Source organism: Dyella sp. (genome assembly GCF_035486915.1).
Classification (GTDB): domain Bacteria; phylum Pseudomonadota; class Gammaproteobacteria; order Xanthomonadales; family Rhodanobacteraceae; genus Dyella_B.
In genome coordinates this window covers 1-26,982 of record NZ_DATHMR010000033.1, presented here as the reverse complement: position 1 = coordinate 26,982, position 26,982 = coordinate 1, and the positions used below count along the sequence as shown (strand labels likewise).

Sequence of the window (26,982 nt, the reverse complement as noted above, 5' to 3'; positions counted from 1 at the left end):
CCCGCATAAAGCGGTCAAGGCAACCAAGGCCCGCTCTGGCGAGGCAAAAGCCGGACGCCGCGGACGTACCGTGGCATCGGACGAAGGAGCGTTGCCCAAGCGGCAACACGATCCCTTCGCCGATCGCGAAGCGGAACGTTACGAGAAACCCATCCCCAGCCGCGAAGCGATCCTCTCGCTGCTGGAAGAGCGTGGCGAGCTGCTCACGGAAGCGCGCATTGCCCAAGCACTGAACCTGCATGACGAGCACAGCATCACCGCACTGGCCAAGCGGCTTACGGCGATGGTGCGCGACGGTCAGCTGCTGCTAGGACGTCGCGGTGGTTACGGCCCCGCTCGCAAGCTGGATCTGATCCCAGGTGTGGTGTTGGCAAACGCAGAAGGCTACGGATTCCTGCGGCCCGATGAAGGCGGCGACGATTTGTATCTCTCGCCGTATCAGATGCGTACCGTCATGCACGGCGATCGCGTGCTGGCCAGCGTGGTGGGTCTGGACCGCCGTGGCCGCCGACAGGGCGCGATTGTCGAGGTGTTGCAGCGACGCTCGCCGCGATTGGTCGGGCGTGTCGTGGTCGATAACGGCGTGACGCTCGTGGTGCCGGATGATCGGCGGCTGCATCAGGACGTGATGATCGTGCCGGGCAAGGAGCAGGGCGCGCGTTCCGGGCAAATCGTCGTCGCCGAAATCACCGATCCGCCGACGGCCTACCGTGGTCCGCTGGGTGCCATTCTCACGGTGCTGGGCGAACGTCTGCAGCCTTCGTTGCTGGTGGAAATGGCAATCGCAAGTCATGACCTGCCGCACGAATGGCCACCCGAGGTGCTGCGTGAGGCGGCGCAGATCGAACCGGAAGTCACGGCGGCAGAGCGCGAGGGTCTCGTCGATCTGCGCAAGACGCCGCTGGTGACTATCGACGGCGCCGACGCGCGCGATTTCGATGACGCGGTTTTTGCGGAACCGAAGCGTGGCGGCGGTTGGCGCCTGATTGTCGCGATTGCCGATGTATCGCACTACGTGCGCGTAGGCAGTGCGCTCGACAAGGAAGCCTACGAGCGCAGCACCTCGACGTACTTCCCCGGTTTTGTTGTGCCGATGCTGCCGGAAACGCTGTCTAACGGTATCTGCTCGCTCAATCCGAAGGTCGATCGCCTGTGCATGGTCTGCGACATGCAGATCGACGCGAATGGCGAAGTCGTCAAGTCGAAGTTCTACGAGGCCGTCATGCGATCGCACGCGCGCCTTACTTATGACATCGTGTGGAAAGCTATTGGCGAAAAAGATGCCGATGCGCGACACGAAGTCGCCGATGTACTGCCGCAGCTGGAAAACCTGCATGCGCTGTACAAGGCCATGGCCGAGCAACGCCGCAAACGCGGGGCCATCGATTTTGAAACACCGGAAGTGAAGTTCCGTCTCGATCAGACGGGCGAGGTTGAAACCGTTGGTGCCGTGGAACGCAACGATGCGCACAAGCTGATCGAAGAATGCATGATCGCCGCCAACGTGCAGGCGGCGATGTTTCTGGAAAAACGCAAGATTCCCGCGTTGTATCGCGCGCATGAGCCACCACCGGTCGAGAAGTATGAAGACCTGCAGCAGTTCCTGCGTGAGTTCAAACTGCGCATGCCGCCGGTGGAAGAGGTGACGCCGGGCGATTACGCCGAAGTGTTGCGCAAAGTGCACGATCGCCCCGAGCGCGAACTCATCCAGTCTGTGCTGCTGCGCTCGCAAAGCATGGCGGCGTATCAGCCCGACAATCGCGGACATTTCGGTCTGGCGCTGTCCGCCTATGCACACTTCACTTCGCCGATTCGCCGTTACCCTGACCTGCTGGTGCATCGTGCGATTCGTTACGCGTTGCAGGGCGGTAAGCCGGTGAATTACACCTATACCGACGCCGCGATGGCAGCGATGGCTGTGCACTGCTCGCAACGCGAACGCCGCGCCGAGGAAGCCGAGCGCGATGTGGATGAACGTTTCCGTTGCGCGTGGATGGCCAAGCATGTCGGTGAAGAATTCGAAGGTACGGTGACCGGTGTGACATCGTTTGGTTTGTTCGTTGAGTTGGATGAGTCGAAGGTGTCGGGCCTTGTGCACATCAGCCAGCTGTCCAACGACTACTATCATTTCGACCCAGTGCGGCATTTGCTGAAAGGTGAGCGGACGGGGTTGCAGTTCCGTCTGGGCGATCACGTACGTGTGCAGGTGCTGCGCGCGAGCCTGGAAGATCGCAAGATCGATTTCCGTCTCGTGCAGGAGGCCAAGGGTGCACCCGCGTCTGCATCGACGACCACGCGCGCTTACGACTACTCCGCTGCGGGCGAACGCTATTCGCTACCTTCCGGACGCAATCCGTTGCCATCGCTGCCGCCGTTGCCGGGACGCGATAATGCGTCGCCCAAACACGGCAACGCCAAGCCCAGCCACAAGGCGGCCAAAGGCAAAGGCGTCAAAGCGGCTGGCAGCGGTAAACCGAAGCCGGCCAAGAGCGGCAAAAAACATAAATCGAAAGGCAAACGATGAGCGACAGTTGGATCGTCGGAATCAATCCGGTGGAAGGTGCGCTGAGCAATGATGCTGAGCGCGTTCGTGAAGTATTGGTTGAAAACGGTCAGCGCAACCCGCGTGTGCATGAACTGGCTGAGCGTGCGAAAGCACTGAAGATTCCTGTGCATCATCGTCCGCGTGAGCAACTCGACCGCGTGTCGGGCGAAGCGCGTCATCAGGGTATTGTCGCGTTGTATGAGCCGCCGCCGGTCGCGGGTGAGAGCGATTTACCGGATCTGCTTTTGGTGGCAGGTTCCGATGCATTGTTTCTGGTGCTGGATGGCGTGACCGATCCGCACAATCTGGGCGCATGCCTGCGTAGCGCCGCGGCAGCGAATGTCACCGCTGTGATCGTTCCGAAGGATCGCGCCGTGGGTCTTACGCCCGTGGTTCGGCGTGCCTCGGCGGGTGGCGCAGATCGTGTTCCGCTGGTAGCTGCGACCAATCTGGCGCGCGCCATGCGTACGCTGAAAGATGCCGGTGTCTGGATCACCGGACTGGCTGGCGATACCGAGCAATCGATCTACGACGTGGATCTGAAGGGCCCTGTGGCGTTAGTGCTGGGTAGCGAAGGCGAAGGCATGCGTCGGTTGACGCGTGAAAACTGCGATTTTGTAGCACGCATTCCGATGCCCGGTTCCATGGAAAGCCTCAACGTCTCCGTTGCCACAGGCGTGGTGCTGTTCGAAGCGTTGCGTCAACGGAGCTTGCGATGACGTTCTATTGGCATGACTGGGCGGGATACTTTGGCGTCGTGTTGGTGCTGCTGGCTTTTTTTCTTCTGCAGGCACACAAGCTGCACGGCAACGGTTTGATCTACCAGCTGATGAATGCGCTTGGCGCCCTTGGCGTGATGCTGTCATTGCTGTTCGGTCACTTCAATATGGCCGCATTCATCATGCAGGTAGCGTGGCTGATGATCAGTATCTTCGGTGTTGCACGTGGCATGCGTGTGCGGCGCGAGGAGCGCGAGAGCGGTCACAAGGCGTCGCCTTAGTAGAAACAACGTAGATGCTGTCGCCCGTGAACGCTTTTTTTGCTCGTCATTCCAGCGAAAGCTGGGATGACGCTGAGGCGTTTTAAAGCATGGTGCGAACTGGAAAAGCCTTCGACTTTGCTCAAATCGTAGGACAAAAATCGTGGTGAGTTTTAGGCGCTGGCAGAAATAAAAAGGGACCGCTAAGCGGTCCCTTTTTTCATGCGTCACGCGTGGATTATTCCGGACGATTACCCAGCTTCACCGGCTCCGGGCTCGACGTCAGATCGCGTTTGTCGCGTTGACCAGTCAGCGGCTCGCCCTTGACCTGGAACCAAACGTTCTCGGCGATGTTGGTAGCGTGGTCACCGATACGCTCAATGTTCTTCGCCATGAAAAGCAGATGCGTGCAAGGCGTGATGACACGCGGGTCTTCCATCATGTAGGTAAGCAGTTCACGAAAGTAGCCGGTATAGGCTTCGTCCAATTCCACGTCGTCCTGCCATACCTTGTACGCGCGCTCGGCGTCGCGGTCGCGATAGGCGCGCAATACTTCGCGCACTTCTTCGGCAGCCAGCTTCGCCAGATACGCCAGCCCGCCGGTCGGTGTCAGCGGAGCGGCCATGGACAGCGGAATGGAGCGCTTGGCGACGTTCGCAGCGTAATCGCCAATGCGTTCGATGTCGGCAGCGATACGCAATGCGGCGAAGACGTTACGCAGGTCACCGGCGATCGGTGCGCGCAGTGCGAGCAAGCGCACCACGTCGTGGCTGATTTCCTGTTCCAGCTGATCGATCGCATCGTCGTTGTGCACGACATGCTGGGCAGCGCGCTCGTCGCGGCGGTCCACGACGTCGATAGCCGCTTCCAGCTGACTGATGGCCAGCTCGCCCATGCGAACCAGTTCGCCGGTGAGGCGAATCAGTTCGTCATCGTAGCTCTTGATGATGTGTTCCTTGCTGCTGCCGCTCATGGGTGTTGCCTCGTTAAATTCAGAAGAGGGCGGTTAAAAGTGTCGCCTCGATTAACCAAAACGACCGGTGATGTAGTCTTCGGTCTGCTTCTTGCCCGGCTTGGTGAAGATCTTTTCGGTGTTGTCGAATTCGATCAGCTCACCCAGATACATGAAGGCGGTGCGATCGGAGCAACGCGCTGCCTGTTGCATGTTGTGAGTCACGATCACGATCGTGTATTCGTGCTTCAGTTCTTCGACCAGCTGTTCGATACGGCCCGTTGCGATCGGATCGAGTGCCGAGGTCGGTTCGTCCAGCAGTAGCACTTCCGGGCGCAGTGCAATACCGCGCGCGATGCAAAGACGCTGCTGCTGGCCGCCGGAGAGACCGAGCGCGCTCTGCTTGAGCTTGTCCTTCACTTCGTCCCACAGCGCGGCACTGCGCAGTGCTTGCTCGACACGAATTTCCAGGTCGGCACGCGAGAGCCTCTCGTGATGACGAATACCGTAGGCGACGTTTTCGTGAATCGTCATCGGAAACGGCACGGGCTTCTGGAAGACCATGCCCACCTTGGTGCGCAGGCGATTCATCGAGTAATCCGTGTCGAGAATGTTCTCGCCATCGAGCTCGATCGAGCCTTTCGCTTCCAGCTTCGGGTAAATCGCATAAATGCGATTGAAGATACGAAGCAGGGTGGATTTGCCACAACCGGACGGCCCGATGATCGCAGTCACCTGCTTCTCGGGGATGTCCATGTTGATGCCTTTCAGCGCATGGTATCCGTTGTAATAGAAGTGCACATCGCGCACTTTGATTTTGGCGGGCGCTGCGGCGCCGGTCAAAGGCGCCGCGGCTGCGGCGGCGAGGTCATTCATAACTCACCTTCTTGCGCGAAAACATGATGCGGGTCAGCAGGCTCAATGCCAGCACGAATAGAGTGATCAACAAAGCGCCGGCCCACGCGATCGCATGCAGCGCCGGATTGGGGTCGTTGGTGTACTGATAAATCGTCACCGGCATGCTGGCCATCTTGTCCAGCGGGTGCAAGGTCATGAAGTTGTTGCCGAACGCGGTGAACAACAGCGGCGCCGTTTCACCGGCAAGACGCGCCAGCGCAAGCAGTACGCCGGTGAGGATGCCGGAGAACGCCGCGCGCATCAGCACCTGCATCGTGAGCTTCCACTGCGGAATACCCAGCGAAAGCGCGGCTTCGCGCAAGGTGCCGGGAACAAGCTGAAGCATTTCGTCGGTAGTGCGAACGATCACCGGCAAGCCGATCAACGCCAGCGCCACGCTACCGGCAAAACCGGAGAACGAGATCGCGCCGTTCGTCAAATTCGACATCGGCAATACGATGATCACGTAGACGAACAAACCAAGCACGATCGACGGTGCCGACAGCAAAATGTCGTTGAGGAAGCGGATCGATGCGCCCAGCTTCGTGGAGTTTGCGTATTCGGCGAGGTATGTACCGGCGAGCACGCCAATGGGGGCGCAGATCAACAACGCCATCAGATCCATGATCAGGCTGCCGGTGATGGCGTTGGAGAGGCCGCCTTGATCCGCATACGCCGTGATCTTGGTAAACAATGTCGTGCTGATGGCGCTGAAACCATTCTCCGCCGTGATCCAGAGAATCCAGACGAGAAAGACCAGGCCGATCAACGTGGCCACGCCACTGAGCGCCAACGCAACGATGTTGGTGATATGCCTGCGTACGTAGATGGCGGACATCAGCGACCCTCCCGGCGCGCGAGCTGACGCAACATCAAGCGCGCAATCAGCAGCACGATGAAGGTCACGACAAATAGGAGGAAGCCTAGCGCGATCAGCGCAGAGCGATGCAAACCAACCGCTTCGTTGAATTCGTTGGCGATGCTCGAGGAAATCGAGGTGCCCGGCATCAGCAACGACGAAGTGATGTTGTAGGAGTTACCCAGCACGAACGTAACCGCCATGGTTTCGCCGAGCGCACGACCCAGCCCGAGGAAGATACCGCCGATTACGGCTGAACGGGTATAGGGCAGCACGATATCCCACACCACTTCCCACTTGGTCGACCCGAGTGCGTATGACGATTCCTTGAGACGCGCAGGTACCGTCTGGAACACCTCGCGCATCACCGAAGAAATGAATGGCAGGATCATGACGGCGAGCACGACGCCTGCAGTGAGCAGGCCCAAGCCCAGCGGCGGGCCCTGAAACAATTGGCCGATCAGGGGAATGTTGCCAAGCGTGTCGTTCATCCACGGCTCGATGCTGGCCATGAAAGGCACAAACACGAACAAGCCCCACATGCCGTAAATGATCGATGGAATGCCGGCGAGCAATTCGATCGCCGTGGCAACCGGGCCGCGCGCCCAGCTGGGTGCGATCTCGGTAAGAAAGAGTGCGATGCCGAAACTGACGGGTACCGCAAGAACCAGCGCAATCAGCGATGTCACCAGCGTGCCGACAATCGGTGCGAGCGCACCGTATTGGTCTTCCACCGGATTCCATTCGGAACTGAACAGAAAGTGGAAACCATCCTTGAACAGCACATCGCGGCCGCCCCACAGCGTGGACAGCGCAGCGCCGAGCAAGGTGGCAAGTACCAGCAGAGCGCACAGACGCAGCAGCAGGCGGAACAGTAAATCGTGTCGTGCATCGGCGCGTGCGCGATGTTCGATATCGCGACGGAGCGGTTCGGCGTTTATCGCTGACATGCTGAGGCGTTATCCGCGGTCGGTTTTAATCAGCACGACGCGCGCAACCGTCGGTTGCGCGCGTCGCAAGTCACTACGCTGTTGCTGTCCTTGCGACAGCGACCAGCTTACATCTTGTATTCGCTGGACCAGTAGTTTTCGATCTGTTGCACCAGCGTGTCGGGCAGGGGCACGTAGTTCAGCGTGCGTGCCGAATCCTGACCGTGCTCATACGCCCACTTGAAGAAGTCGAAAGCAACCTTGGTGTTAGCGGCATTTTTCGGCGTCTTGTACATGATGACCCACGACGTGGCGGTGATCGGCCACGCCTGAGCGCCCGGAGCGTTGGTCATCAGCAGGTTGAAGTCTTTCGCGTTCTTCCAGTCAGCCGTGTTGGCAGCGGCCTGGAAGCTGTCGGTGTTCGGCTCGACAACGTTGCCGGCAGCGTTCTTCATCTTCGCGTAGCCAAGATGATTCGTCAGCGCGTAGGCGTATTCGACGTAGCCGATCGAGTTCGGAATCTGCTTGATGTAAGCAGCCACGCCTTCGTTGCCTTTGCCACCGATACCGGTCGGCCACTGCACGGCGGTGCCTTCACCGACTTTCGACTTCCAGTCCGCGCTCACCTTCGAGAGGTAGTCGGTGAAGTTGAAGGTCGTGCCCGAACCATCCGAGCGATGCACCACGTAGATCTTCGACGACGGCAGGTGAACGCCGGGATTGGTCTTCGCGATCGCCGGATCGTTCCACGTCGTGATCTTGCCGAGATAGATGTCAGCCAGCGTCGGGCCGTCGAGCACCAGCGCGCCCGGAGCGACACCGGCAACGTTGAACGCCGGCACGATGCCGCCGATCACGTCGGGGAACTGACCCAGACCGAACTTGGCTAGGTCTTCCGGCTTCAGCGGCATATCGGAAGCGCCGAAGTCGACCGTGCCGGCCTTGATCTGAGCGATACCGCCACCCGAACCAATCGACTGATAGTTGATGTGGTTGCCGGTCTTCTCGGCGTAAGCCGCCGACCACTTGGAGATGACTGGATACACGAAGCTGGAGCCCGCACCGGTGATATCGGTAGCGTGCGCCGTCATGCCGAACATGGACGCAGCGACCGCAATGGCGAGCGCGCCGAGGCGAGACGGGAGTTTGAATGAAGTCAACACAGTGGCTCCTTTGGAGGGAAGTGGCGAGTCATGCCGTAAAGTCCCTCTATTGCAGGGGCTGGGTGTTGCAATGAGATGAGATGAATATTTCAGCCTTATGACAGTCGCAAGAATTTAGAGCCTGGCGCTCAGGGCAGCGTCGAGCCAACCCGTTCAAGCTCCAACACCTCAAGTGCACGCAAGCGATTGACGACGCGACAGAAAAGCAACGCGGTGCGCTCGGCGTCATAGACCGCCGAATGGGCTTCGCGTGCGTCGAACGTATAACCGGCTGCTTGCACTCCCTTGCTTAAAACTGTCTGGCCGAAGGCCAGTCCGCTCAGCGTTACGGTGTCAAAGGAGCTGAAAGGATGGAACGGATTGCGTTTGTGGCCGACACGGCGCACCGCCGCATTCAAAAAGCCAAGATCGAATGCCGCGTTATGTCCGACCAGGATGGCGCGTTGGCAATCGTTCTCGCGAATGGCTAAACGCACGGCCTGAAATATATGGTCCAGCGCCGCGCGCTCGTTCAATGCGCCGCGTAGCGGGTTATCCGGATCGATGCCAGTGATCTCCAGCGAACGTGGATCGATGTTTGCGCCGGGGAAGGCCTCCACATGGGTGGACACAACCGGATGAGGATAAAGGTTGCCTTCCTGATCCATGCCTATGACAACGGCGGCTATTTCAAGCAGCGCGTCGCGTTCTGCATCGAACCCGCCCGTCTCCACATCCACGATCACCGGCAGGAAACCGCGGAACCGGTCGGCCATCAAGGCCGCCATACTGTTGTTGAGTTGCTCCATCGCGCAAGCATATCAGTCGCCCCGCCGATTCCGTTTGCCGTATGGCGAACCGTATGGTTTGTCTTCGTTCTGTCACATAACATCCATCTAACGGTAAAGCTCCCGCTTGATCATGCCACCAACCCGCCGGTCGCCTCAGGGGAAATCTAAGGTGTCCATCGCGGATCCATTGATATAAGCGGAGACAACAACATGCGTTCCAAGATGCTCACGGTGGCCATTGCTGCCGGTTTGGGCTTGACCAGCGTTACAGCTGTGTCGGCACAGACGACGTCCAACAAAAAAGTGACCGTTAGTGCGGCAGAGCTGGCTCAGATGAAGGCTGAGATTGCAGCGCTGGAACAGAAGGTCTCGGACCTGGAATCACAGTCCGCTGCTCAGACGCAGGCGCAGCAGGAAACCGCGCAGTCCGTGCAGGCGACGCAGGCGCAGGTGCAGGCAACGCAAGCACAGGTGGTGCAGGCTCAGCAGCAGGTTGCGACCAAGAGCGGCGACACGTTCGGCGGCATGGGCGGCGTGAAGTGGACGTTTGGTGGCTTCCTGGCGGCCGAATCGGTGTACCGCTCGCGCGACACCGGCGACGATATCAACAGCAAGTACTCGAACATTCCGTTCGAGGGCGGTACCAGCACGGCGCCGATCAACACGACCAGCGGCGCAACCACGACCTATCCGAACACCAATGCGCGCAACGACCAGTTCCTGGAAAGCTCGCGTCAGAGCCGCCTGACCATCAAGGCCGAGGCTGACATCAACGACACGACGCACGTCACCGGCTACTACGAGATGGACTTCCTCGGTGGCGCCCAGACGGCGAACATGAACGAGAGCAACTCGTACAACCCGCGCATCCGCCAGCTTTGGACGAATGTGGATTGGGACACCTACGGTCTGCATCTGTTGACCGGTCAGGCTTGGTCGCTGCTGACGCTTGATAGCGTCGGTATCACCCCAGGCAAGGAAGTGTTGCCGCCGACGATCGACGCTCAGTACGTGCCGGGCTTCACGTGGGCTCGTCAGACCCAGATTCGCCTCGTCAAAGATTGGAACAAGATGTGGTGGTTGGGTATCTCGCTGGAAAATCCGCAGACCGCCGGTATCGGCTCTGTGGCCGGCGCGGGCAGCAAGGGTTACACCACCAGCACGGCCACGGTTCAGGCCGGCAATACGTATGACACGCTCAACACCGTGTCGCTCAACAGCGTTCCGGATGCGATCGTGAAATTCGCGGCTGATCCGGGTTGGGGTCACTACGAAGTGTTCGGCATTGCACGCCAGTTTGAGACCCGCGTGACGCCGACGACCGCTGGCGGCGGTCCGGAAGCCACCAGCAACAAGACCACGCATGGCAGCGGCGCAGGCTTCGGCATGGTGCTTCCGATCATTCCGAAAGTGCTGGACTTCCAGTTCTCCGGCATGAGCGGCAAGGGCATTGGCCGTTACGGTTCGGCTCAGCTGAACGACATCACCTACAACCCGAGCGGCGCTCCGGAACCGCTTAAGGAAAACATGGTGCTCGGCACGCTGACCTGGCACGCAACGCCTGACTTCGACTTCTACGTTGCTGGCGGCCGCGAACAGGAAGACAGCTATCTGACCTCCGGCGTGAACGGCAAGCCGTTCGGTTATGGCGCAGCTCTTCTCGGTTACAACAACAGCGAGTGCTTGATCTACGGTGCAGCCACCGATTGCACGGGCCAGACCCGTCAGATCGCGCAGGAAGTGGCTGGTTTCTGGTGGAAGTTCTACCAGGGCAAGTTCGGCCGCGTGCAGTTCGGTACGGAGTTCTCGCACACCACGCGTAAGCTGTTCACCGACATCAACGGCAATGCCCCGACCGCTGCAGACAACATGGTGTTCACCAGCTTCCGTTTCTACCCGTTCTGATCGGCAAGCAACGGATAGCGGCAACAAGCTATCGGAATGGAGTTCGACCTAAGGATGGAAAAACGGCGGGCATATGCCCGCCGTTTGCTTTCCTGGGTATCAAAAAAATTTACGTTGCAGGCGTCTTGTCGCGGTAACGGCAAAGATCGCGAATCACACAATTCGGACAATCCGGTTTACGTGCCTTACATACGTAACGCCCGTGCAGGATCAGCCAGTGATGCGCATCCTGCTTGAACTCGGGCGGTATCACTTTCTCCAGTTTGTCCTCGACCGCACGAACATCTTTGCCCGGTGCCAACCCGGTGCGATTGGCGACACGAAAGATGTGCGTGTCCACCGCAATGGTCGGATGGCCAAACGCCGTATTGAGTACGACATTCGCTGTCTTGCGGCCGACGCCAGGCAAGGCTTCGAGCGCTTCGCGCGTGTCGGGTATGTTGCTGCCGTAGTGATCGACCAGGATGCGGCACAGCGCTATGACGTTTTTTGCTTTTGCGTTGAACAGGCCGATGGTGCTGATGTAGCGCTTGAGCTTCTCTTCGCCCAAATCGAGGATAGCTTGCGGTGTGTTGGCCACTGGATAAAGCTTGCGCGTTGCCTTGTTGACACCCACATCGGTCGCTTGCGCCGAGAGCACGACGGCTACGAGTAGTTCGAATGGCGTGGTGTAAGCCAGCTCCGTGGTGGGATGCGGATTCAATTCACGCAATCGCGTAAACAATTCAACGACGTCCGCTCGCTTCACGCTTTGGGCTCCTGTTTCTTTGCTTTGGCGCGTGCAAGCGCGTCCAGCACACTCTGTTTTGTTCCGGGGGCATGGACTTCTGCTTTACGCGATGCAAGCTCCGCTTCGCGCGCGGCGTGTTGTTCGGCCAGGCGAGCTTCCCTTCGCTGAAAATGCATGCGTGCCCCATCCATGTGCGCCTGATCATCAGCCTGCGCAAGGGGCATGGGTTCCAGCACGATGCAATCGACCGGGCAGGCGGGAACGCATCGTTCGCAGCCGGTGCAATCCTCGGCAATCACCGTGTGCATCCATTTGTTTGCACCGACGATGGCGTCGACCGGGCACACCTGAATACATTTGGTGCATCCAATGCAATCGGCCTCGATGATGCGCGCCAGCGTGCGAGGTTTCTCGACGCCGTTTTCGGGATTCAGCGGAATCGGTGTGCGGCCGAGCAACGCGGCAAGTTTCGCTATGCCCGCACTGCCACCCGGCGGACATTGATTGATGTCGGCGTCACCCTTAGCAACGGCTTCTGCGTAAGGGCGGCAACCGTGATAACCGCATTGTTCGCATTGCGTTTGCGGTAGCAGGGCATCGATACGGTCGGCGAGCGTTGTCATGGGCCGTTGAACGTCTTGCCTCAGGAATCTATCTGCATGTGTTGAGGGGTATTCGCTAATACCTCACCGTCATTCCGGCGAAGGCCGGAATGACGGTGATGAGAATTCGGGCATCACCATAACGTTGACACCCCGGTTCCAATGACGATCAGCGTACAGTAGCGCCCGGCTTGGCACCCTGATCCGCGTCGAGCAGAAACAAATCGCTGCCCCCATCGCCTGCCGAAAGAATCATGCCTTCGGACAGACCAAAGCGCATCTTGCGCGGGGCAAGGTTGGCGATGAACACCACGTTGCGGCCGATCAGCTTTTCCGGCTCACCGTAAGCGGCGCGAATGCCAGAAAAAATCTGACGCTTGCCGAGCGGACCACCATCCAGTTCAAAACGAAGCAACTTGTCCGAACCATCGACGAATTCGCAGGCGAGCACTTTGCCTACGCGCAAATCGAGTTTGGAGAAATCGTCGATGCTGATGGTGCTGCTTTCTGGTGTTGCCGCGGCTGCGTTGTCCGTCATGTTTTTGCTTTCTTTCTTGGCAGGTTTCTTGGGGGGCGTGGCGGCTTCGGGTGTTGCACCCAACGATTCTTTCGATGCTTCGACCATGGCTTCGATGTGCTTGAAGTCGATGCGCGCTAGCAGCGGCTCGAACGAGCGGATGGTGTGATTGTGCAGCGTGGCGCAGGCCGAATCGAAATCTGCGATGGGAGCAGCAAGGAACTGCTCTGCCGCGGCTACCGTTGCCGGCAGCACCGGCTTCAGTAAACCGGCAAGCAGGCGGAACGCGGCCAGCGAGAACGAGCAGACCTGATGCAGTTCATCGCGCTGAGATTCGTCCTTCGCCATCACCCACGGCGCCTTGGCGGCAATGTGGCCGTTGACCAAGTCGGCGATCAGCACGAAGCGGCGCATGGCTTCGGCAAATTCGCCACCTTCATAAAGCGCAGGCACGCCTTCGTAATGTGAAATCAGTACGCGCCATAACTCGTTTTGTTCTTCCGAGAATTGCGCAGCGAGACGGCCTTCGAAGAATTTGTGCACGAAGCCTGCCGTTCGGCTGGCGATGTTCACCCACTTGCCAATCAGATGCGAGTTGACGCGCTCTTCGAATGCCTTCAGGTCCAGATCGACATCGACCGGTGTGTCGCTGAGCATCGTGGCAAAGTAGTAGCGCAGAAATTCCGGATGCAACCCGGAATCCAGATAAGTGCGTGCCTGGATGAACGTGCCACGCGATTTGGACATCTTCGCACCGTTCACGGTCAGATAGCCGTTGACGTGCAGCGCCGTCGGCGTGCGGAACGTTGCGCCATGCAGCATCGCAGGCCAGAACAGGCCGTGGAAATTGATGATGTCCTTGCCGATGAAGTGATGCATCTCTGCGTCGCTGTCGGGCGCAAGAAAATCATCGAACTTCAATCCGGTTCGATCGCACAGTGCCTTGAAACTGGCGAGATAACCGACCGGTGCATCGAGCCACACGTAGAAGAACTTGCCGGGCGCGTCGGGAATCGGAAAGCCGAAGTACGGCGCATCGCGCGATATGTCCCAATCTTTCAGACCGCCGTCGAGCCACTCCATCAGCTTTGCTACAACGCCCGCGTCGGCAACGCGCTCCCCGTGGGTAAGCTTTCCGGCAAACCAGTCGCGCAACAACGATTCGAACTTGCCTAGCTCAAAGAAGTAGTGCTCCGAATCGCGCAACACGGGCGTCGCGCCGGACATCACCGAATACGGGTTGATCAGATCGGTCGGTGCGTACGTCGCACCGCAATTTTCGCAATTGTCGCCGTATTGATCCGGCGTACCGCAGTTCGGGCATGTGCCTTTAATGTAACGGTCGGGCAAAAACATCAGCTTTTCGGGATCGAAAAGCTGCTGGATACTGCGACGAGCGATGTAACCGGCGCCCCGCAAGCGCGTGTAGATCAGGGACGCCAGCTCGCGGTTTTCTTCCGAATGCGTGGTGTAGTAATTGTCGTAGCTGAAATGGAAATCGGCAAAATCAGCCTCATGGCTGGCGCGCATGGTGGCGATGAACGCCTCCGGCGAAACGCCAGCCTTTTCTGCCGCCAGCATGATGGGCGTCCCATGCGCATCGTCCGCCGCGACGAAGTACACCTCATTGCCCATCATCCGCTGTGCGCGGACCCAGATGTCGGTCTGGATATAACCCAACATATGACCCAGATGCAGCGGGCCATTGGCGTAGGGCAGGGCGTGTGTGACAAGTAGGCGTCGGGGCATGGTTTCGGCGCTGGCTGGAGAGCTGCGCATTATGACACGGGCCGTGTATTGCTCTGTGTGGCGACTCTGGCGTTGCCGGTACCCAGGCGATGGGTACCGGCAGTCGGGCTACGTCGTTATGGTGAAGTCACATTGAGCGTTATCGGCCCTGCAAGCACGGTGTAGCCGTTGTCATAGCAGTACCAGACGCTGTAGGTGCCAGGCGACAGGCTGGATGTGTCGAAAGTGACCGTCCCACTGCCGTTCGGCGCGGCTTGCCACGTCGTGGACGAGCCGTTGCCGGGGCTGCTGCCTGCCGCGTAGATACCGATCCAGTTTTCGCTGTTGAGCTTGCTCGACGGCGTGGCGTAGTCGAAGTGCACGTAGGTGCCCGCAGCGACGTTCGGCATGCTGCTGGCCAGACTGGGTTTCGTTATCGTGGTGGTGGCAACGAAGGCATCGTTGATTGGCTGTGCGTATTGATCGTTGTGCGTGAGCGGCGCGATGCCCAATGCGTGTTCAACGGTGGTGCCGGTGCTGTAGTGGTTGTAGTTCGCATTGCTTACGAAACCGGCTTGTACCGTTTCGGGCGAGCCAACCAGAATGGTTGCGAGGTGATTGCCTGTTTCCGACGCCGATTCGTCCCAGGTGAGCACAATCAGCGAGCGCTGCTGAGTCCACGCTGGCGAATTGAGAATTGGTTGCAGCGTTTGCTGCAGCCAACCGTTTTGTACTTGCAGGCTCTTTGGCGTACCGTCGCCGGAGGCTTCACCGTCGTAGTAATCGTCCGCGGCAATCCACGCGAAATTCGGTGTCGTGGAGGCGGATTTTAGATCCGTTGTCAGTTGCGTCGTGTCAAACAAATGTGCGGCGCAGCGCGTGGGGTTGGACAGCACATCGGTGAAATTGACGAACGGCGCGTCATCGGGTTCGTAGTAGCTGTCGTTGTTGTTGCTGGTGTTGCAGGGCGTGCCCATGCCTTGTTCGTAGGCCTTCCAGGTTTTGCCCTGGGCTTCCAGCTCGTCGGCGATGTTCTGCGCGGTGACCTTGATGTTGGGGTAGTAGATGGCACCTTGCACGAAGGTATTGCCGCCGGCGATGGCTAGATAGTTTTCGTCGCTGGGATGGTAGACGCCGCTGTAGTTGTCCAGCAGAGTGCCCTGGCTGGCGAGACTGTTGATGAAGGGCGCATCGGTCGTGTCGCCGATCACTTCGCTGTAATCGGTGTTTTCCATCATCACGATGAAAACGTGATCGAAGGCGGGAACGCTCGATGCTGGCGCTTGCAAGGTCGCCGCCGTCACCGGGGTGGACAGTGTCAACGACAGATTGTCGGCGTAACCGATGTTGTAAGAAGCCGACGTGTTGGTGAATTGCAGCAGCACCGAAATCGTGCGCGTACCCTCAGGAACGTTGCCGGTGGCCGATTGCGCGACGAAGCCGCTTTCCAGATCGCGTGTGCTGGCAGTGACACCGGCCAGTTGCGCTGGCATGCCAAGCGGATTGCCGTTGGCGTCGAGGAACACGGCCGTCACGACCGCCTCGCCGTTATAGACGGTGTAACCACCAAGCCAGCCGGAAAGGTTGTATGTCACCGCACCGCCGTCGATGGTGGTTGCGGCGCTGGATACGTTGATGTTCTGACGCAGTGCCGAATCGCCGTAGGGGCCGTCGGCAATGAATGCATTGCCGCCCGAACCACCTGTCGGCGCGTTGAAGCTGCCGATCGAGTAGCACACGATCGACGGACTACCTTGTGTCACCGTCCAACCTGGCACGGTGTTCACGGCAGACCAATCGGTCGTGCACGTGCCCGATTCACCATCGCCGTCGACAATCAGATTACCGCTGTTCGCGGCGAAAACCGGCGACGCCAACGCGACGCTCACACAAAATGCCGCGAACATCCACGGCAGCATCGATCCCCGTTTACCGCACATACGCAAGCTCCCTCTGCCCCTGGCAGTACGTGATAGGTGCGCGGACGATGATGTGCGTTGATTGCTGGCGCGCGACGATCACATGACAACGCAGCAGGCGTTGGCAGGAATGCGACGAGATGCGTGAGAGGCGCGTGAAGCGCGGAACAATCGAAAGACATCCGCGAACAAGTGCTCGCGGATGTCTTGTGCAGGTGCGAATTACTGCTGACGAATCCAGGTTTGCGTGCGGCCCATCAGCGCAAAGCCGACATAGCCGCGCACATCGAGTTTCTGTCCGCCATCTTCCAGCGAGAGTTTGACCTTGTAGACGGTGCCCGATTGCGGATCGAGGATCTTGCCGCCGTCCCACACATCCCCGTCTTTGGCGACGCCCCACATGATGGTCATGCCTTCGATCGGCTGATCCTTGCGTTCGCCGTCGCACTTCTTGCAGACCGGGTGCGGACCATCGTCGGAGATCAGAACCTGCAACACCTTGGCCTGCAGTTGACCGCTGTTGTCCGTGATCTGGATGATGGATTTCACCTTGCCCGTTGCATCGTCAACCTGGCGCCATGTACCGACCGGTGTGTCGTCGGCTGCCCAGGTGATGGTTGGCCCCAGCAATAGACAGGCGGCAATAGCGATATGCGACAGGCGGCGTTTCATGCGAGGGTCTCCCTACGTTGGCGTATGGCGAGCCTGCCGATGCAAACGGGTTAGGGTCAAGCTGCAATGCGCAAACACTGCGGTTTCATGGCGTTAGCACACATCGTTGACGCCTGGATGCGCAGTGGGACGAAGTTAAGGGCTGCGCGAACTGGCATAATCGATGTCTTCGATAGCCACGACCTTCCCCATGACGCAGGCGAATGACGCCCTGGTGCGCCGCATCCTCGGCGACCTTATTGATCCCCACACAGGGAGCCCTTTGGCGGAGGCCGTTCGCGCGGTGGGCGTCGACGGCGCCCGGGTGTCGGTGGATATTCAGCTGGGGTATCCCGCCGCTGGCGCCAGCGAGGCGCTGAGCGCGATGGCGAAGCAGGCACTGGAAGCCGATCCGGCGATCGATTCAGCCGCGATCTCCCTGAGTAGCCGCATTCATGCGCACAAGGTGCAAGGTACGCTCGCGCCGCTGGGCAACATCAAAAACATCATTGCCGTGGCGTCGGGCAAGGGCGGTGTGGGCAAGTCCACGGTGTCGGTGAATCTCGCGTTGGCGCTGGCGGCCGAAGGCGCGAAAGTAGGCATTCTCGACGCCGATATTTACGGCCCGAGCCAGCCGCGCATGCTCGGCATTCAGGGCAAGCCCGAATCGCCGGACGGCAAAAGCATCACGCCGATGACCGCCCATGGCCTGCAGGCCATGTCGATCGGTTTTCTGGTCGACGAAGAAACGCCGATGATCTGGCGCGGCCCGATGGTGACGCAGGCGATGATGCAATTGCTCGGCGATACGCGCTGGGACATGCTCGATTACCTGATCATCGACCTGCCGCCGGGAACGGGCGATATCCAGCTGACGTTGTCGCAGAAAGTGCCTGTCGCCGGTGCTGTCATCGTCACCACGCCGCAGGACATTGCGCTGCTGGATGCGCGCAAGGCGTTGAAGATGTTCGAGAAGGTGGAAGTGCCGGTGCTCGGCATCGTCGAGAACATGGCCACGCACATCTGTACGAACTGCGGTCATGAGGAACACATCTTCGGCGCCGGGGGTGGCGAACGCATGGCCGAGCAATACAACGTGCCGTATCTAGGCTCGCTGCCGCTGGATATCCGCATTCGCGAGCAGGCGGATAGTGGCAATCCCACGGTCGTGGCGATGCCCGATTCCGATCTGACGGCGCGCTATCGCGATATCGCCCGAAACACGGCTGGCCGTCTTGCCAGACAGCCGCGCAATAAGTCGCTGGGGCTGGGCAAGATCGTGGTGCAGGGAACGCCTGCGGCGTGAGGCCGCAGATCCTTGCGAGTCGGAAGGATCGTCAGCGCTGGCACAGGGGCCGGCTAACCATGTATTTTTGCCGCTTTGCGCCCGGCTCTACGGGCGCATGGCCAGGAGCACCGGAGTTCGCGTGAGCATCAAATCCGATAAGTGGATCCGCCGCATGGCGGAGCAGCACGGCATGATCGAGCCTTTCGAACCCGGCCAGGTCAAAGTACGCGATGGCAACAAGCTGATCTCGTACGGCACATCCAGCTATGGCTACGACGTGCGCTGTGCGCGCGAGTTCAAGATCTTTACCAACATCAACTCCACGATTGTCGATCCGAAAGCGTTCGATCCGACCAGCTTCGTCGATGTGCAGGCGGACGTGTGCATCATTCCGCCCAATTCCTTCGCACTCGCCCGCACCGTGGAATATTTTCGCATTCCACGACAGGTACTCACTGTGTGCCTGGGCAAGAGCACGTACGCGCGCTGCGGCATCATCGTGAACGTCACGCCACTGGAGCCGGAGTGGGAGGGGCACGTGACGCTGGAGTTCTCCAACACCACGCCGCTGCCGGCCAAGATTTATGCCAATGAAGGCGTGGCGCAGATGCTGTTTTTCGAATCCGATGAGGAATGCGAAACCAGCTACAAGGACCGTGGCGGCAAGTATCAGGGGCAGCAGGGCGTCACGCTGCCTCGTACGTGAACATTTCTCTGAACGGCGATTCAGCCAAGTCATCCACCCAAACGGGGCGGCGTTACACTTCGTCGAGCCTCATCGAATATTTGCAGGAGATCCGCATGATCCGTTTTTCCATGTTGCCGACCCGCGGCATTGCTGCCGCGCTTCTGATCGGCAGCCTGCTGGTTCTGGGCGGGTGTCATCGTGGCGCCGCCAAAAACGACACGGTCACGACGACGCAGTCGCAGAGCCAGTTCGACTTGACGATCAAAGCCTATAAGAGCGGCCAGTTTCTGATCGACGGCGCTGTGCTTTCCGCGCTCGATACGGGTAGCCACTTTGCCTATCTGAAAGACACTGGCAAGTTGCCCAAGACCGTGCTGCTGGTGCCCAGCGACGATTCCAAGATTCGCAAGCAGCACCTGCAATACATGGCGCGCCTGGAACTGGATTACGGTTTCGTCGCGTACTACGACAATGGCGGCACGCTTGCCCGCATCAATCCGGTCGAAACCAAGACGCGTGAACTCGAGGATTACCACGCACCGGCGCCGGTGGCATCCGATACGGATAAGGACAAGAGTTCGGCTGGCGGTGCGGGTACCGACGCCGCAGGCAGTCCCTATGGTCACTGATGCCACATCAGATTGAACGAGAAAACGCCCATGCATCTGCATGGGCGTTTTTTTTTGCCAATAAATCAGCTGGCTTTGTCAGTGAATCGACCTTTCAATAGCGCGATACGCGCATCGCTTTCACCTTCTGCATAAGGTTCTGCGCGCCCAAAACTCCACACGGGCCCTGGCCATGCCGAGTCGCTTTCGGTACGGGCAACCACGTGAACATGTAGCTGTCGCGTGACATTGCCGAGTGCGCCGATATTGAGCTTGTAGCAAGGCACTGCATCGCGCAAAACGGCGCTGGCATGGTTGATTTCACGCCACAGCTCCTGCTGCAGCTCGCTGGGCAGATCGATCATTTCCACCATGCCGGGACGACGCGGCACCAGAACAAGCCATGGAAATCTCGCATCATTCATCAGAAGAACGTCGCACAGCGACAGCGATGTGACGTAATGCGTGCAAGTTTGCAAGCTAGGATCAAGATTGAAATCGATCGCTCTCATTTAGCCGCCAGGTACTGATCGAAAAACGCCACTGTACGCTTGCGCGCAAGCGTTGCGCTAGCTTCGTGATAGTGCGTCGGATCCACATCGCGATTGAACGCATGGCCGGCACCTGCGTACGTGTAGACATCCATCTTCGGCATCGCTTCACGATGCTTTGCGATGACATCAGGCGGGATGGACGTGTCGTCCTCGCCAATATGAAACATCACGGGTGCCTTCAGCGGTTCGCCAAGATAAGCGGTGTTGCGCGCTCCGTAATAGCTCACCGAGGGCAAACCCAGCCGTATCGCCGAAAGAAACGCCACCGTTCCGCCCCAGCAATATCCGACTGTGCCGATGTTTCCGGCCGAAGCGATGGCGTCGGCGGCGCTAGCGACATCTTCTATCGCGCGTTCAAGCCCCAGCTCCGATACAAGCTGTCTTCCGCGTCGCATGCCTTCGTCGTGGTATTCAAGCTCAACGCCTGTTTCCAGGTGATCGAAAAAGGCCGGTGCGATGGCGGTATAGCCGACGGACGCAAAATAATCGGCGACGCTGCGGATATGCGGCGTCACGCCGAAAATCTCCTGAATGACAACCACGCCGCCTTTGGGCTGCCCCTCCGCTTCCGCCAGATACGCGCCAATACACTGTGTGCCGCTGGTAGGAACGTTGATGTGCTTGCCCATGGCTTCAACCTCAAGCTGAACGTCCGGTCAGTCTAGCGGCGGCGGCTACACCCTCGGGCTAGCGTATAATTGACCGTTTCCCGCAGGTTTACGGTCATCAGGGTCATGTCAAAGGCTTCCCAGAAAATCGGCTTTGTGAGCCTTGGCTGCCCCAAGGCGCTGGTCGACTCCGAGCGCATCCTCACCCAGCTGAAGGTCGAGGGCTATGAAATCGTGCCCAGCTACGGCGCTGCCGATGCCGTCGTAGTGAATACGTGCGGCTTTATCGATGCCGCGGTGCAGGAGTCGCTCGATGCCATCGGCGAAGCGCTGCATGAAAACGGCAAGGTGATCGTTACCGGCTGTCTGGGCAAGCGTTCCGAGCTGATTCGCGAGGCTTATCCGGATGTTCTGGCCATCACGGGGCCGCAGGACTACGCCAGCGTGATGAGTGCTGTGCATAGCGCGTTGCCGCCCCAACGCAATCGGTTGCTCGACATCATTCCCGATACGGGCATCAAGCTGACGCCCAAGCACTACGCATATTTGAAGATTTCCGAAGGCTGCAATCATCGCTGCAGCTTCTGCATCATTCCTTCGATGCGCGGCGATTTGGTGTCGCGTCCGGTGGACGAGGTGCTTGTCGAAGCCGAACGTCTCGTCAAAGGCGGCGTAAAAGAGTTGCTCGTGATTTCGCAAGACACCAGCGCATATGGCGTCGATGTGAAATACGCCGAACGCATGTGGCGCGACAAGAGCTATCGCACGCGCATGACGGAACTCTGCGAAGGCCTATCGGAACTCGGCATGTGGACGCGTCTGCATTACGTCTATCCGTATCCGCACGTCGACGAAATCATGCCGTTGATGGCGCAAGGCAAGATCCTTCCATATCTTGATATCCCGTTCCAGCACGCCAGCCCGCGCATCCTCAAGTTGATGAAGCGTCCGGGCAACATCGAGAAAACGTTGGAGCGTATCCAGAACTGGCGCAAGCAGGTGCCGGATATCACACTGCGCAGCACCTTCATCGTCGGCTTCCCTGGCGAAACGGATGAAGAGTTTGAAGAGCTGCTGGACTTCCTGCGCGAAGCTGAGCTCGATCGCGTGGGCGCCTTCGCGTACTCGCCGGTCGATGGCGCCAAGGCCAACGAACTTCCCGATCCTGTTTCCGAAGAATTGAAGGAAGATCGCCTTGAGCAGTTCATGGCAGTGCAGGCGGAAATCTCGGCGGCAAAACTGCAGCGCAAGATCGGTCGCACGATCAAGGTGCTGGTCGATGAGGCAAACGCCGATGGCGCCATAGCACGCTCCGCTGCCGATGCGCCGGAAATCGATGGCGTCGTCCACATCGCTAACGGTCAGTCGCTCAAGCCAGGTCAATTTGTGGACGTAACGGTCGACGCGGCTGACGAGCACGACCTGCACGCGCGTTTGGCTGGCTGATCCGGCGCGCAACATGCGCTACATCGCACCCGCGCGAGACGCTGTTCATCCGTCGGTCTTCCGTCTCGCTCCATTAGCCGATTGGCCTGAATACGCCCATTGGCTGGAGAGTGCAGACTGGCCTTCGATCGACCAGCTCAATACCCGTTGGCCGCGCGATGCGTCTGAACGCTTTGTCACGCAAACAAGCGAGCTGCTTGCCGATGGGCTCCACTACGAAGAACGTATCGCCAAACGCGGCCTGGTCGCTACACGGGATGCCAACTGGCACGATCTTTTCAATGCGTTGATCTGGCTACGCTATCCAGATTTGAAGCGCGCGCTCAATCGCCAGCAAGTTACGGATATCGAACTTTTTGGCCCGCGCGAACGTTCGCGGCCGCAATACGCGCAAACGCATTTTGACGAAGCGGGTGTTGTGGCAATCATCCGCGATCCATCGTTGCTTGCGCTATGGGATACGCATGATTGGCACGGCTTGTTCTGGCGCAGTCGATCCGCGTGGCTCAACGGCGGCATCGAGGTGAAAGTATTTGGCCATGCGCTGCTCGAGCATGCGCTTACACCAGGCAAGCTACTGGTGGGTAAGGCGTTGGTCGTTATGTCGCGGGGTGAAGCGAGCGCCGCGGATGCTATTGCATCGTGTGTCGATGCCATCGCGCACCGTCGGCTTTTGCGTGACCCGTTGGAGCTGAGACCGTTGCCGCTTTCGGGTATTCCTGGATGGCATGCGAATAATGAAGATGAAGCCTTTCATCTCAGTGCTGCGTGTTATCAACCCTTGCGTAGCGGTAGAGCCTACCCAGCGCCACTGCACACTTAAGCGCATCATTCGTATGTCACGCCGATAATCGTAAAGCGTGTGCGGCCGCCCGGAAGCTCCGCTTCAAACTCATCATCCAGTTTCTTCTTCATTACGGCGCGCGCCAGCGGCGAATCGATACTGATCCAACCGAGTTTGGCGCTCGTTTCGTCTGGCCCGACGATGCGATAACGCAAGGTCTCGCCGCTGTCGGCATTTTCCAGTTCGATTAGGGCACCGAAGAACACGGTTTCCTTGTCAGACGGCGCGCCTTCGGCAACTTTCAGCGAAGGAATGCGTTTGCTGAGATAGCGAACCCGCCGATCGATTTCGCCCAGCTGCTTTTTGCGATATGTGTACTCGGCGTTTTCCGAGCGGTCGCCTTCTGCCGCAGCGGCAGCAAGTGCTTTCACTACCTCCGGCCGCATGGTATGCCAAAGATGATCGAGTTCGCTTTTCAGCGTTTCGAAGCCTTCGCGCGTGATGATAGCGGTGGAGGTAGGTGAGGGTGGGCGCCAACGGCTCATGATGTACCAGGTGAACTCTGAAGCTTGAGTTGCAGTATATGCATGTCACTGTGTTGAGGATGTTCGCTGTAGGCGGCCATCAACTTCGCAAGCAACACTTGCGCTTCGGCGGGGCGATCGAGTGGGCCGCTCAGCAGTCGCACCGCGAGCAATCCACTTGAGACAGCGTCTTGCTCGCGCGGCCAGCGGGCGAGGTAGCCTTTGCATAGCCTGAGCGCCAGCCGGGCCATGCCCAATCGGCCTGCAAGATCCGCAAGCTGATGCACCGTCGAAGGATCATCCGGCATGAAATCGGGATCGTCCTCGCTGCATCCCTGCAACACACCCAATGCGCGGCGTGGTTCGCCATCGGCCATCAACGCAGAAATCCAGATGTGTCCGTGTTCGAGCAGCGCGTCGCGATGGCCCTGCTTTCGAAGCAACCGTTGATAGGCCTGGTGAAACTCGGCCGGGGCATGACGGCCTTGCATGCGCTCCACCAGCAAGGAAATCGCTGCATCGGGATCGGACGCTTCGATGGCTGCAACACGCACGAGCAATTGTTGATCATCGTTCTGGCCGCTCTTGGCAACCAACTCCTGCGCCTCAGGGACAAGGCCGAAGTGTTCGTGTCGCTGGTACACCATCACGCCCATCAAATGAAAGCCGAGGATGATCAGGTAAGTCACGAGGAAGCAGGCGACGGGCTGCGCCAGTAGATTCGGTAATTGAGCGCTCCACCTCATGCTGACATACATCAGAGCACTCAGAATCACATTGACGATCACCGGGATCAGATAGGCCACGCCAAACTTGCCGATGATCGCGACCCAGTGCGCCGGATTTAATGCCATCCATGCATGACCGTCCAGCGCCATCGACATGTCGATGGCAGGCAACACCAGAACCACCAGCAAGAGAAACAACGGGAGCGTGTGCGGCCAGAGCACCGCGTAGACAAGGCAGAAGACAAAACCAAGAACATGTATCAACGACAGCCACCAGCCTTGCGACGTGTTGACCTGAATGACAACGTCCGGCGGCTGAAAATAACCATGTGAGGTGTGCAGCAGACAATCGGCGGCGTAGCGCCATGTCGCTGCCCACAAGGCGATGCTTATCAGCCCACCGACGAAAGGAAGGAGATCGGCGTAGTGCAGAACTGTCAGCACCAGACACGTCGCAAGTGCCGCGCCGCGTAAGGGGTACGTGAGTGCGCTTACGAGTGTGTCGGCGAAAGACTGATCGACAGGAATCGTTTCAATGCGGCTCATCCGTGACTCCTCAACGTTTTCCTCCGAAGATGCCGCCGAGCACGCCGCGCAGTATTTGTCGGCCGAGCTGACTTCCCATCGTTCGTACGACTTGTTTGCCCATGGTTTCAATCATGCCCTGGCGTCGCTTGGTACCTAGCAGCGTATCGCGCACGGTGTCTCCCCAGGCTGAGCCGGAGGGCGAAGACGTCGCGGCGTCTTTTGCTGGTGCGTCAGCGGCTTTGTCATCCGCGCGTGCGGCGAGCAATTCAGCGGCGGATTCGCGATTCACCGCGGTATCGTACTTCACACCGACGGGTGATCGTTGGCGAATGGTATTGCGCTCTTCTTCCGTGATGGTCCCGATGCGGCAGCATGGTGTCGTCACCAGAATCTGTTCGACCGGCGCAGGTATGCCACCTTTGATCAAGGTGGATGCCAGCGCTTCGCCCACACCAAGCTGCGTGATCGCTTCAACCGTGTTGATGGCTGGATTGGCAACAAACGTTTCCGCCGCCGCTTTCACGGCCTTCTGATCACGCGGCGTAAACGCACGCAACGCATGCTGGATGCGGTTGCCGAGCTGCCCGAGGATGTCGCCCGGCACATCGTCCGGATTCTGCGAGCAGAAGTACACGCCAACACCCTTGGAACGAATCAATCGCACGACCTGTTCGACGCGCTGGCGCAACGAAGGCGGGCAATCGCTAAATAGCAGATGTGCTTCGTCGAAGAAGAAAACGAGTTTGGGTTGATCAAGATCGCCCACTTCGGGCAACTGTTCGAAAAGTTCGGAAAGCAACCAGAGCAGGAACGTGGAATACAATCGCGGCTTGAGAATCAGGCGATCGGCCGCGAGGATGTTGATGATGCCGCGACCGGTCATGTCCTGGCGCATCAGATCGGCGAGTTCCAGTGCAGGTTCGCCGAAAAATTGCTCGGCGCCATCCTGTTCGAGTTTTAGCAGGGCGCGCTGAATCGCGGCGATGCTCTGCGTGCTGATCAAACCGTATCGCTTGGAGAGTTCCTTCGCGTTCTCGGCGGCGAAACCCAACATGGCGCGCATGTCCGGCAGATCGAGCAGCAGCAACCCCTCGTCATCGGCAGCTTTGAAGATCACTTCCAGCACGCCCTGCTGCGTGTCGTTCAGTTCGAGCACACGGCCAAGGAGAGTGGGTCCCATTTCGCTGATCGTCGCGCGAACGGGATGGCCTTGCTTGCCATAAATGTCCCAGAACGCCACAGGATTGGCCTGCGGTTTCCAGTCGGTCAACCTGAGCTTCTTCAGACGTGTCTTCACCGCATCGTTAGGTTCAGCGGCCGGGAGTGCCAGTCCTGCGAGATCGCCCTTCGCATCGGCGAGAAAGCAGGGGACGCCCAATCGCGAGAAGCCTTCGGCAAGCACCATCAGCGACACGGACTTCCCGGTTCCTGTCGCGCCAGCAATCATGCCGTGGCGATTGCCGTAGCGTGGCTCAAGCACAACCTCTGCCTTGTCTCTACGTCCGATCAGGATGTCTGACATGAAAGGTCCCCGGAGTGATGGCCGATTGTAGCGGTGCGCATCGTCCCCGCTATCAAGAATCTGTTTGAGTCTGCGTGCGCGGACGGTTATGGTGGCCGCTTTACAAGCTGGTGCCTTTGTCATGTCGTACCGTCACGCCGCCCGTTCCTTTCGTCTTGTTTCATTGGTTGCGGCGCTGATGCAGTTGACTGCCTGCGCGTCAGGCGCGAGTGCGACCAAGCCACAGCCGCCTTCAGCCTCTCTCAATGCGCTCTACGGGCAGCTCGATCAGGCGAGTCGGAGCTACGAAACGGCGCTGCAGCAGACGCGTGCAGGCGATGCCGAAGGCGCGCAGAAGACGCTGGATCAGGCGTTGGATCAGCTGAAGAACTCGGCCGCTCAATGCGGCACGACGCCGGGATGCGATCCACAGCGCTTCTTCTCCGTGTTCGATCACCTGCTGCGCCTGAAAGATGGCAGCTTTATCGGTGATGAGACGCCGGATGAAGACACGGGCGAACCTGCGACGACGTCGCTTCCTGGTCAATCCGGCGGCGCCATCAACCCGGCCGAGGTACA

General features: G+C 59.0%; 25 protein-coding genes and 1 pseudogene. 10 read left to right on the top strand and 16 right to left on the bottom strand.

Annotation, left to right across the window (positions count from 1 at the left end):
- Positions 1 to 70 precede the first annotated feature (70 nt).
- The 3 genes from rnr to VK725_RS03340 are packed head-to-tail and all read left to right on the top strand — an operon-like array spanning position 71 to position 3,545.
- Positions 71 to 2,524: a ribonuclease R gene (gene rnr / locus VK725_RS03350; protein WP_325316648.1), complete on the top strand. Its 2,454-nt coding sequence runs from the start codon at positions 71 to 73 to the stop codon at positions 2,522 to 2,524.
- A complete protein-coding gene (gene rlmB, locus VK725_RS03345) occupies positions 2,521 to 3,264 on the top strand; it encodes a 23S rRNA (guanosine(2251)-2'-O)-methyltransferase RlmB (protein ID WP_325316639.1) in 744 nt (247 codons plus the stop codon). Before rnr ends, rlmB begins: the two co-directional genes overlap by 4 nt.
- Complete coding sequence (locus VK725_RS03340; protein WP_325316638.1) at positions 3,261 to 3,545, top strand: CBU_0592 family membrane protein; 285 nt, start codon at positions 3,261 to 3,263, stop codon at positions 3,543 to 3,545. The genes rlmB and VK725_RS03340 overlap by 4 nt, the downstream gene beginning before the upstream one ends.
- Positions 3,546 to 3,762: 217 nt before the next feature.
- Here the strand turns inward: VK725_RS03340 and phoU are convergent, their stop codons facing one another.
- The 6 genes from phoU to rnt all read right to left on the bottom strand — a co-directional run bounded on the left by phoU (position 3,763) and on the right by rnt (position 9,112).
- Positions 3,763 to 4,497 (bottom strand): phosphate signaling complex protein PhoU, encoded by a 735-nt coding sequence (phoU, locus tag VK725_RS03335; RefSeq protein ID WP_325316637.1) that lies wholly within the window; start codon positions 4,495 to 4,497, stop codon positions 3,763 to 3,765.
- A 51-nt stretch (positions 4,498 to 4,548) separates the two neighbouring features.
- Positions 4,549 to 5,352: a phosphate ABC transporter ATP-binding protein PstB gene (gene pstB, locus VK725_RS03330; RefSeq protein ID WP_325316636.1), complete on the bottom strand. Its 804-nt coding sequence runs from the start codon at positions 5,350 to 5,352 to the stop codon at positions 4,549 to 4,551.
- Complete coding sequence (gene pstA / locus VK725_RS03325; protein WP_325316635.1) at positions 5,345 to 6,211, bottom strand: phosphate ABC transporter permease PstA; 867 nt, start codon at positions 6,209 to 6,211, stop codon at positions 5,345 to 5,347. Before pstA ends, pstB begins: the two co-directional genes overlap by 8 nt.
- Positions 6,211 to 7,182, bottom strand: coding sequence for a phosphate ABC transporter permease subunit PstC (pstC, locus tag VK725_RS03320; protein WP_325316634.1), 972 nt, complete (start codon positions 7,180 to 7,182; stop codon positions 6,211 to 6,213). The genes pstA and pstC overlap by 1 nt, the downstream gene beginning before the upstream one ends.
- 107 nt (positions 7,183 to 7,289) lie before the next feature.
- On the bottom strand, positions 7,290 to 8,321 hold the full coding sequence (pstS, locus tag VK725_RS03315; protein WP_414648441.1) for a phosphate ABC transporter substrate-binding protein PstS: 1,032 nt from the start codon (positions 8,319 to 8,321) through the stop codon (positions 7,290 to 7,292).
- A 131-nt stretch (positions 8,322 to 8,452) separates the two neighbouring features.
- Complete coding sequence (rnt, locus tag VK725_RS03310; RefSeq protein ID WP_325316632.1) at positions 8,453 to 9,112, bottom strand: ribonuclease T; 660 nt, start codon at positions 9,110 to 9,112, stop codon at positions 8,453 to 8,455.
- Between the two features lie 192 nt (positions 9,113 to 9,304).
- On the opposite strand from rnt, the gene VK725_RS03305 reads away from it, so the two are divergent.
- Complete coding sequence (locus VK725_RS03305) at positions 9,305 to 10,999, top strand: hypothetical protein (RefSeq protein WP_325316631.1); 1,695 nt, start codon at positions 9,305 to 9,307, stop codon at positions 10,997 to 10,999.
- A gap of 109 nt (positions 11,000 to 11,108) precedes the next feature.
- Here VK725_RS03305 and nth read toward each other — a convergent pair whose 3' ends face one another.
- The 5 genes from nth to VK725_RS03280 form a co-directional block, all read right to left on the bottom strand.
- Positions 11,109 to 11,747, bottom strand: a complete 639-nt coding sequence (gene nth / locus VK725_RS03300) for an endonuclease III (protein ID WP_325316630.1) — start codon at positions 11,745 to 11,747, stop codon at positions 11,109 to 11,111.
- Positions 11,744 to 12,352, bottom strand: coding sequence for an RnfABCDGE type electron transport complex subunit B (locus VK725_RS03295; protein ID WP_325316629.1), 609 nt, complete (start codon positions 12,350 to 12,352; stop codon positions 11,744 to 11,746). The genes nth and VK725_RS03295 overlap by 4 nt, the downstream gene beginning before the upstream one ends.
- Before the next feature lie 148 nt (positions 12,353 to 12,500).
- Positions 12,501 to 14,597 carry a methionine--tRNA ligase gene (gene metG / locus VK725_RS03290; RefSeq protein ID WP_325316628.1) on the bottom strand — a complete coding sequence of 699 codons (2,097 nt, stop codon included), beginning with the start codon at positions 14,595 to 14,597 and terminating at the stop codon, positions 12,501 to 12,503.
- 116 nt (positions 14,598 to 14,713) lie between these two features.
- Entirely contained in the window at positions 14,714 to 16,516 is a 1,803-nt protein-coding gene (locus VK725_RS03285; RefSeq protein WP_325316627.1) for an alkaline phosphatase family protein, read from the bottom strand.
- A gap of 201 nt (positions 16,517 to 16,717) precedes the next feature.
- The gene (locus tag VK725_RS03280; RefSeq protein WP_325316626.1) at positions 16,718 to 17,167 is read right to left on the bottom strand and encodes a DUF2147 domain-containing protein; all 450 of its coding nucleotides are present in this window, start codon (positions 17,165 to 17,167) and stop codon (positions 16,718 to 16,720) included.
- A gap of 190 nt (positions 17,168 to 17,357) precedes the next feature.
- Here VK725_RS03280 and apbC point away from each other — a divergent pair, with 190 nt between their 5' ends.
- The 3 genes from apbC to VK725_RS03265 all read left to right on the top strand — a co-directional run bounded on the left by apbC (position 17,358) and on the right by VK725_RS03265 (position 19,751).
- Complete coding sequence (gene apbC / locus VK725_RS03275; RefSeq protein WP_325316647.1) at positions 17,358 to 18,452, top strand: iron-sulfur cluster carrier protein ApbC; 1,095 nt, start codon at positions 17,358 to 17,360, stop codon at positions 18,450 to 18,452.
- 121 nt (positions 18,453 to 18,573) lie between these two features.
- Positions 18,574 to 19,140 carry a dCTP deaminase gene (dcd, locus tag VK725_RS03270; protein ID WP_126672092.1) on the top strand — a complete coding sequence of 189 codons (567 nt, stop codon included), beginning with the start codon at positions 18,574 to 18,576 and terminating at the stop codon, positions 19,138 to 19,140.
- A gap of 95 nt (positions 19,141 to 19,235) precedes the next feature.
- Complete coding sequence (locus VK725_RS03265) at positions 19,236 to 19,751, top strand: hypothetical protein (protein WP_325316625.1); 516 nt, start codon at positions 19,236 to 19,238, stop codon at positions 19,749 to 19,751.
- A gap of 65 nt (positions 19,752 to 19,816) precedes the next feature.
- Here the strand turns inward: VK725_RS03265 and VK725_RS03260 are convergent, their stop codons facing one another.
- Together VK725_RS03260 and VK725_RS03255 are read right to left on the bottom strand one after the other, a co-directional pair.
- Positions 19,817 to 20,242, bottom strand: a complete 426-nt coding sequence (locus tag VK725_RS03260; protein ID WP_325316624.1) for an HIT family protein — start codon at positions 20,240 to 20,242, stop codon at positions 19,817 to 19,819.
- The gene (locus VK725_RS03255) at positions 20,239 to 20,913 is read right to left on the bottom strand and encodes a dienelactone hydrolase family protein (RefSeq protein WP_325316623.1); all 675 of its coding nucleotides are present in this window, start codon (positions 20,911 to 20,913) and stop codon (positions 20,239 to 20,241) included. The genes VK725_RS03260 and VK725_RS03255 overlap by 4 nt, the downstream gene beginning before the upstream one ends.
- Positions 20,914 to 21,018: 105 nt before the next feature.
- Here VK725_RS03255 and rimO point away from each other — a divergent pair, with 105 nt between their 5' ends.
- Both rimO and VK725_RS03245 read left to right on the top strand, forming a co-directional pair.
- Positions 21,019 to 22,338, top strand: coding sequence for a 30S ribosomal protein S12 methylthiotransferase RimO (gene rimO / locus VK725_RS03250; protein WP_325316622.1), 1,320 nt, complete (start codon positions 21,019 to 21,021; stop codon positions 22,336 to 22,338).
- A 13-nt stretch (positions 22,339 to 22,351) separates the two neighbouring features.
- Positions 22,352 to 23,161, top strand: coding sequence for a DUF3025 domain-containing protein (locus tag VK725_RS03245; RefSeq protein WP_325316621.1), 810 nt, complete (start codon positions 22,352 to 22,354; stop codon positions 23,159 to 23,161).
- 5 nt (positions 23,162 to 23,166) lie between these two features.
- On the opposite strand, the gene greB is transcribed toward VK725_RS03245, so the two are convergent.
- Genes greB through VK725_RS03230 form a run of 3 tightly spaced genes read right to left on the bottom strand, consistent with a single transcriptional unit; the run spans position 23,167 to position 26,424 of the window.
- The gene (gene greB / locus VK725_RS03240) at positions 23,167 to 23,667 is read right to left on the bottom strand and encodes a transcription elongation factor GreB (protein ID WP_325316620.1); all 501 of its coding nucleotides are present in this window, start codon (positions 23,665 to 23,667) and stop codon (positions 23,167 to 23,169) included.
- Positions 23,664 to 24,920, bottom strand: coding sequence for a hypothetical protein (locus tag VK725_RS03235; protein WP_325316619.1), 1,257 nt, complete (start codon positions 24,918 to 24,920; stop codon positions 23,664 to 23,666). Before VK725_RS03235 ends, greB begins: the two co-directional genes overlap by 4 nt.
- Positions 24,921 to 24,930: 10 nt before the next feature.
- Positions 24,931 to 26,424 (bottom strand): helicase HerA-like domain-containing protein, encoded by a 1,494-nt coding sequence (locus VK725_RS03230; protein ID WP_325316618.1) that lies wholly within the window; start codon positions 26,422 to 26,424, stop codon positions 24,931 to 24,933.
- A gap of 121 nt (positions 26,425 to 26,545) precedes the next feature.
- Between VK725_RS03230 and VK725_RS03225 the strand changes: the two are divergent.
- Positions 26,546 to 26,982 (top strand): annotated as a pseudogene (locus tag VK725_RS03225) (lytic transglycosylase); the annotation flags it as partial.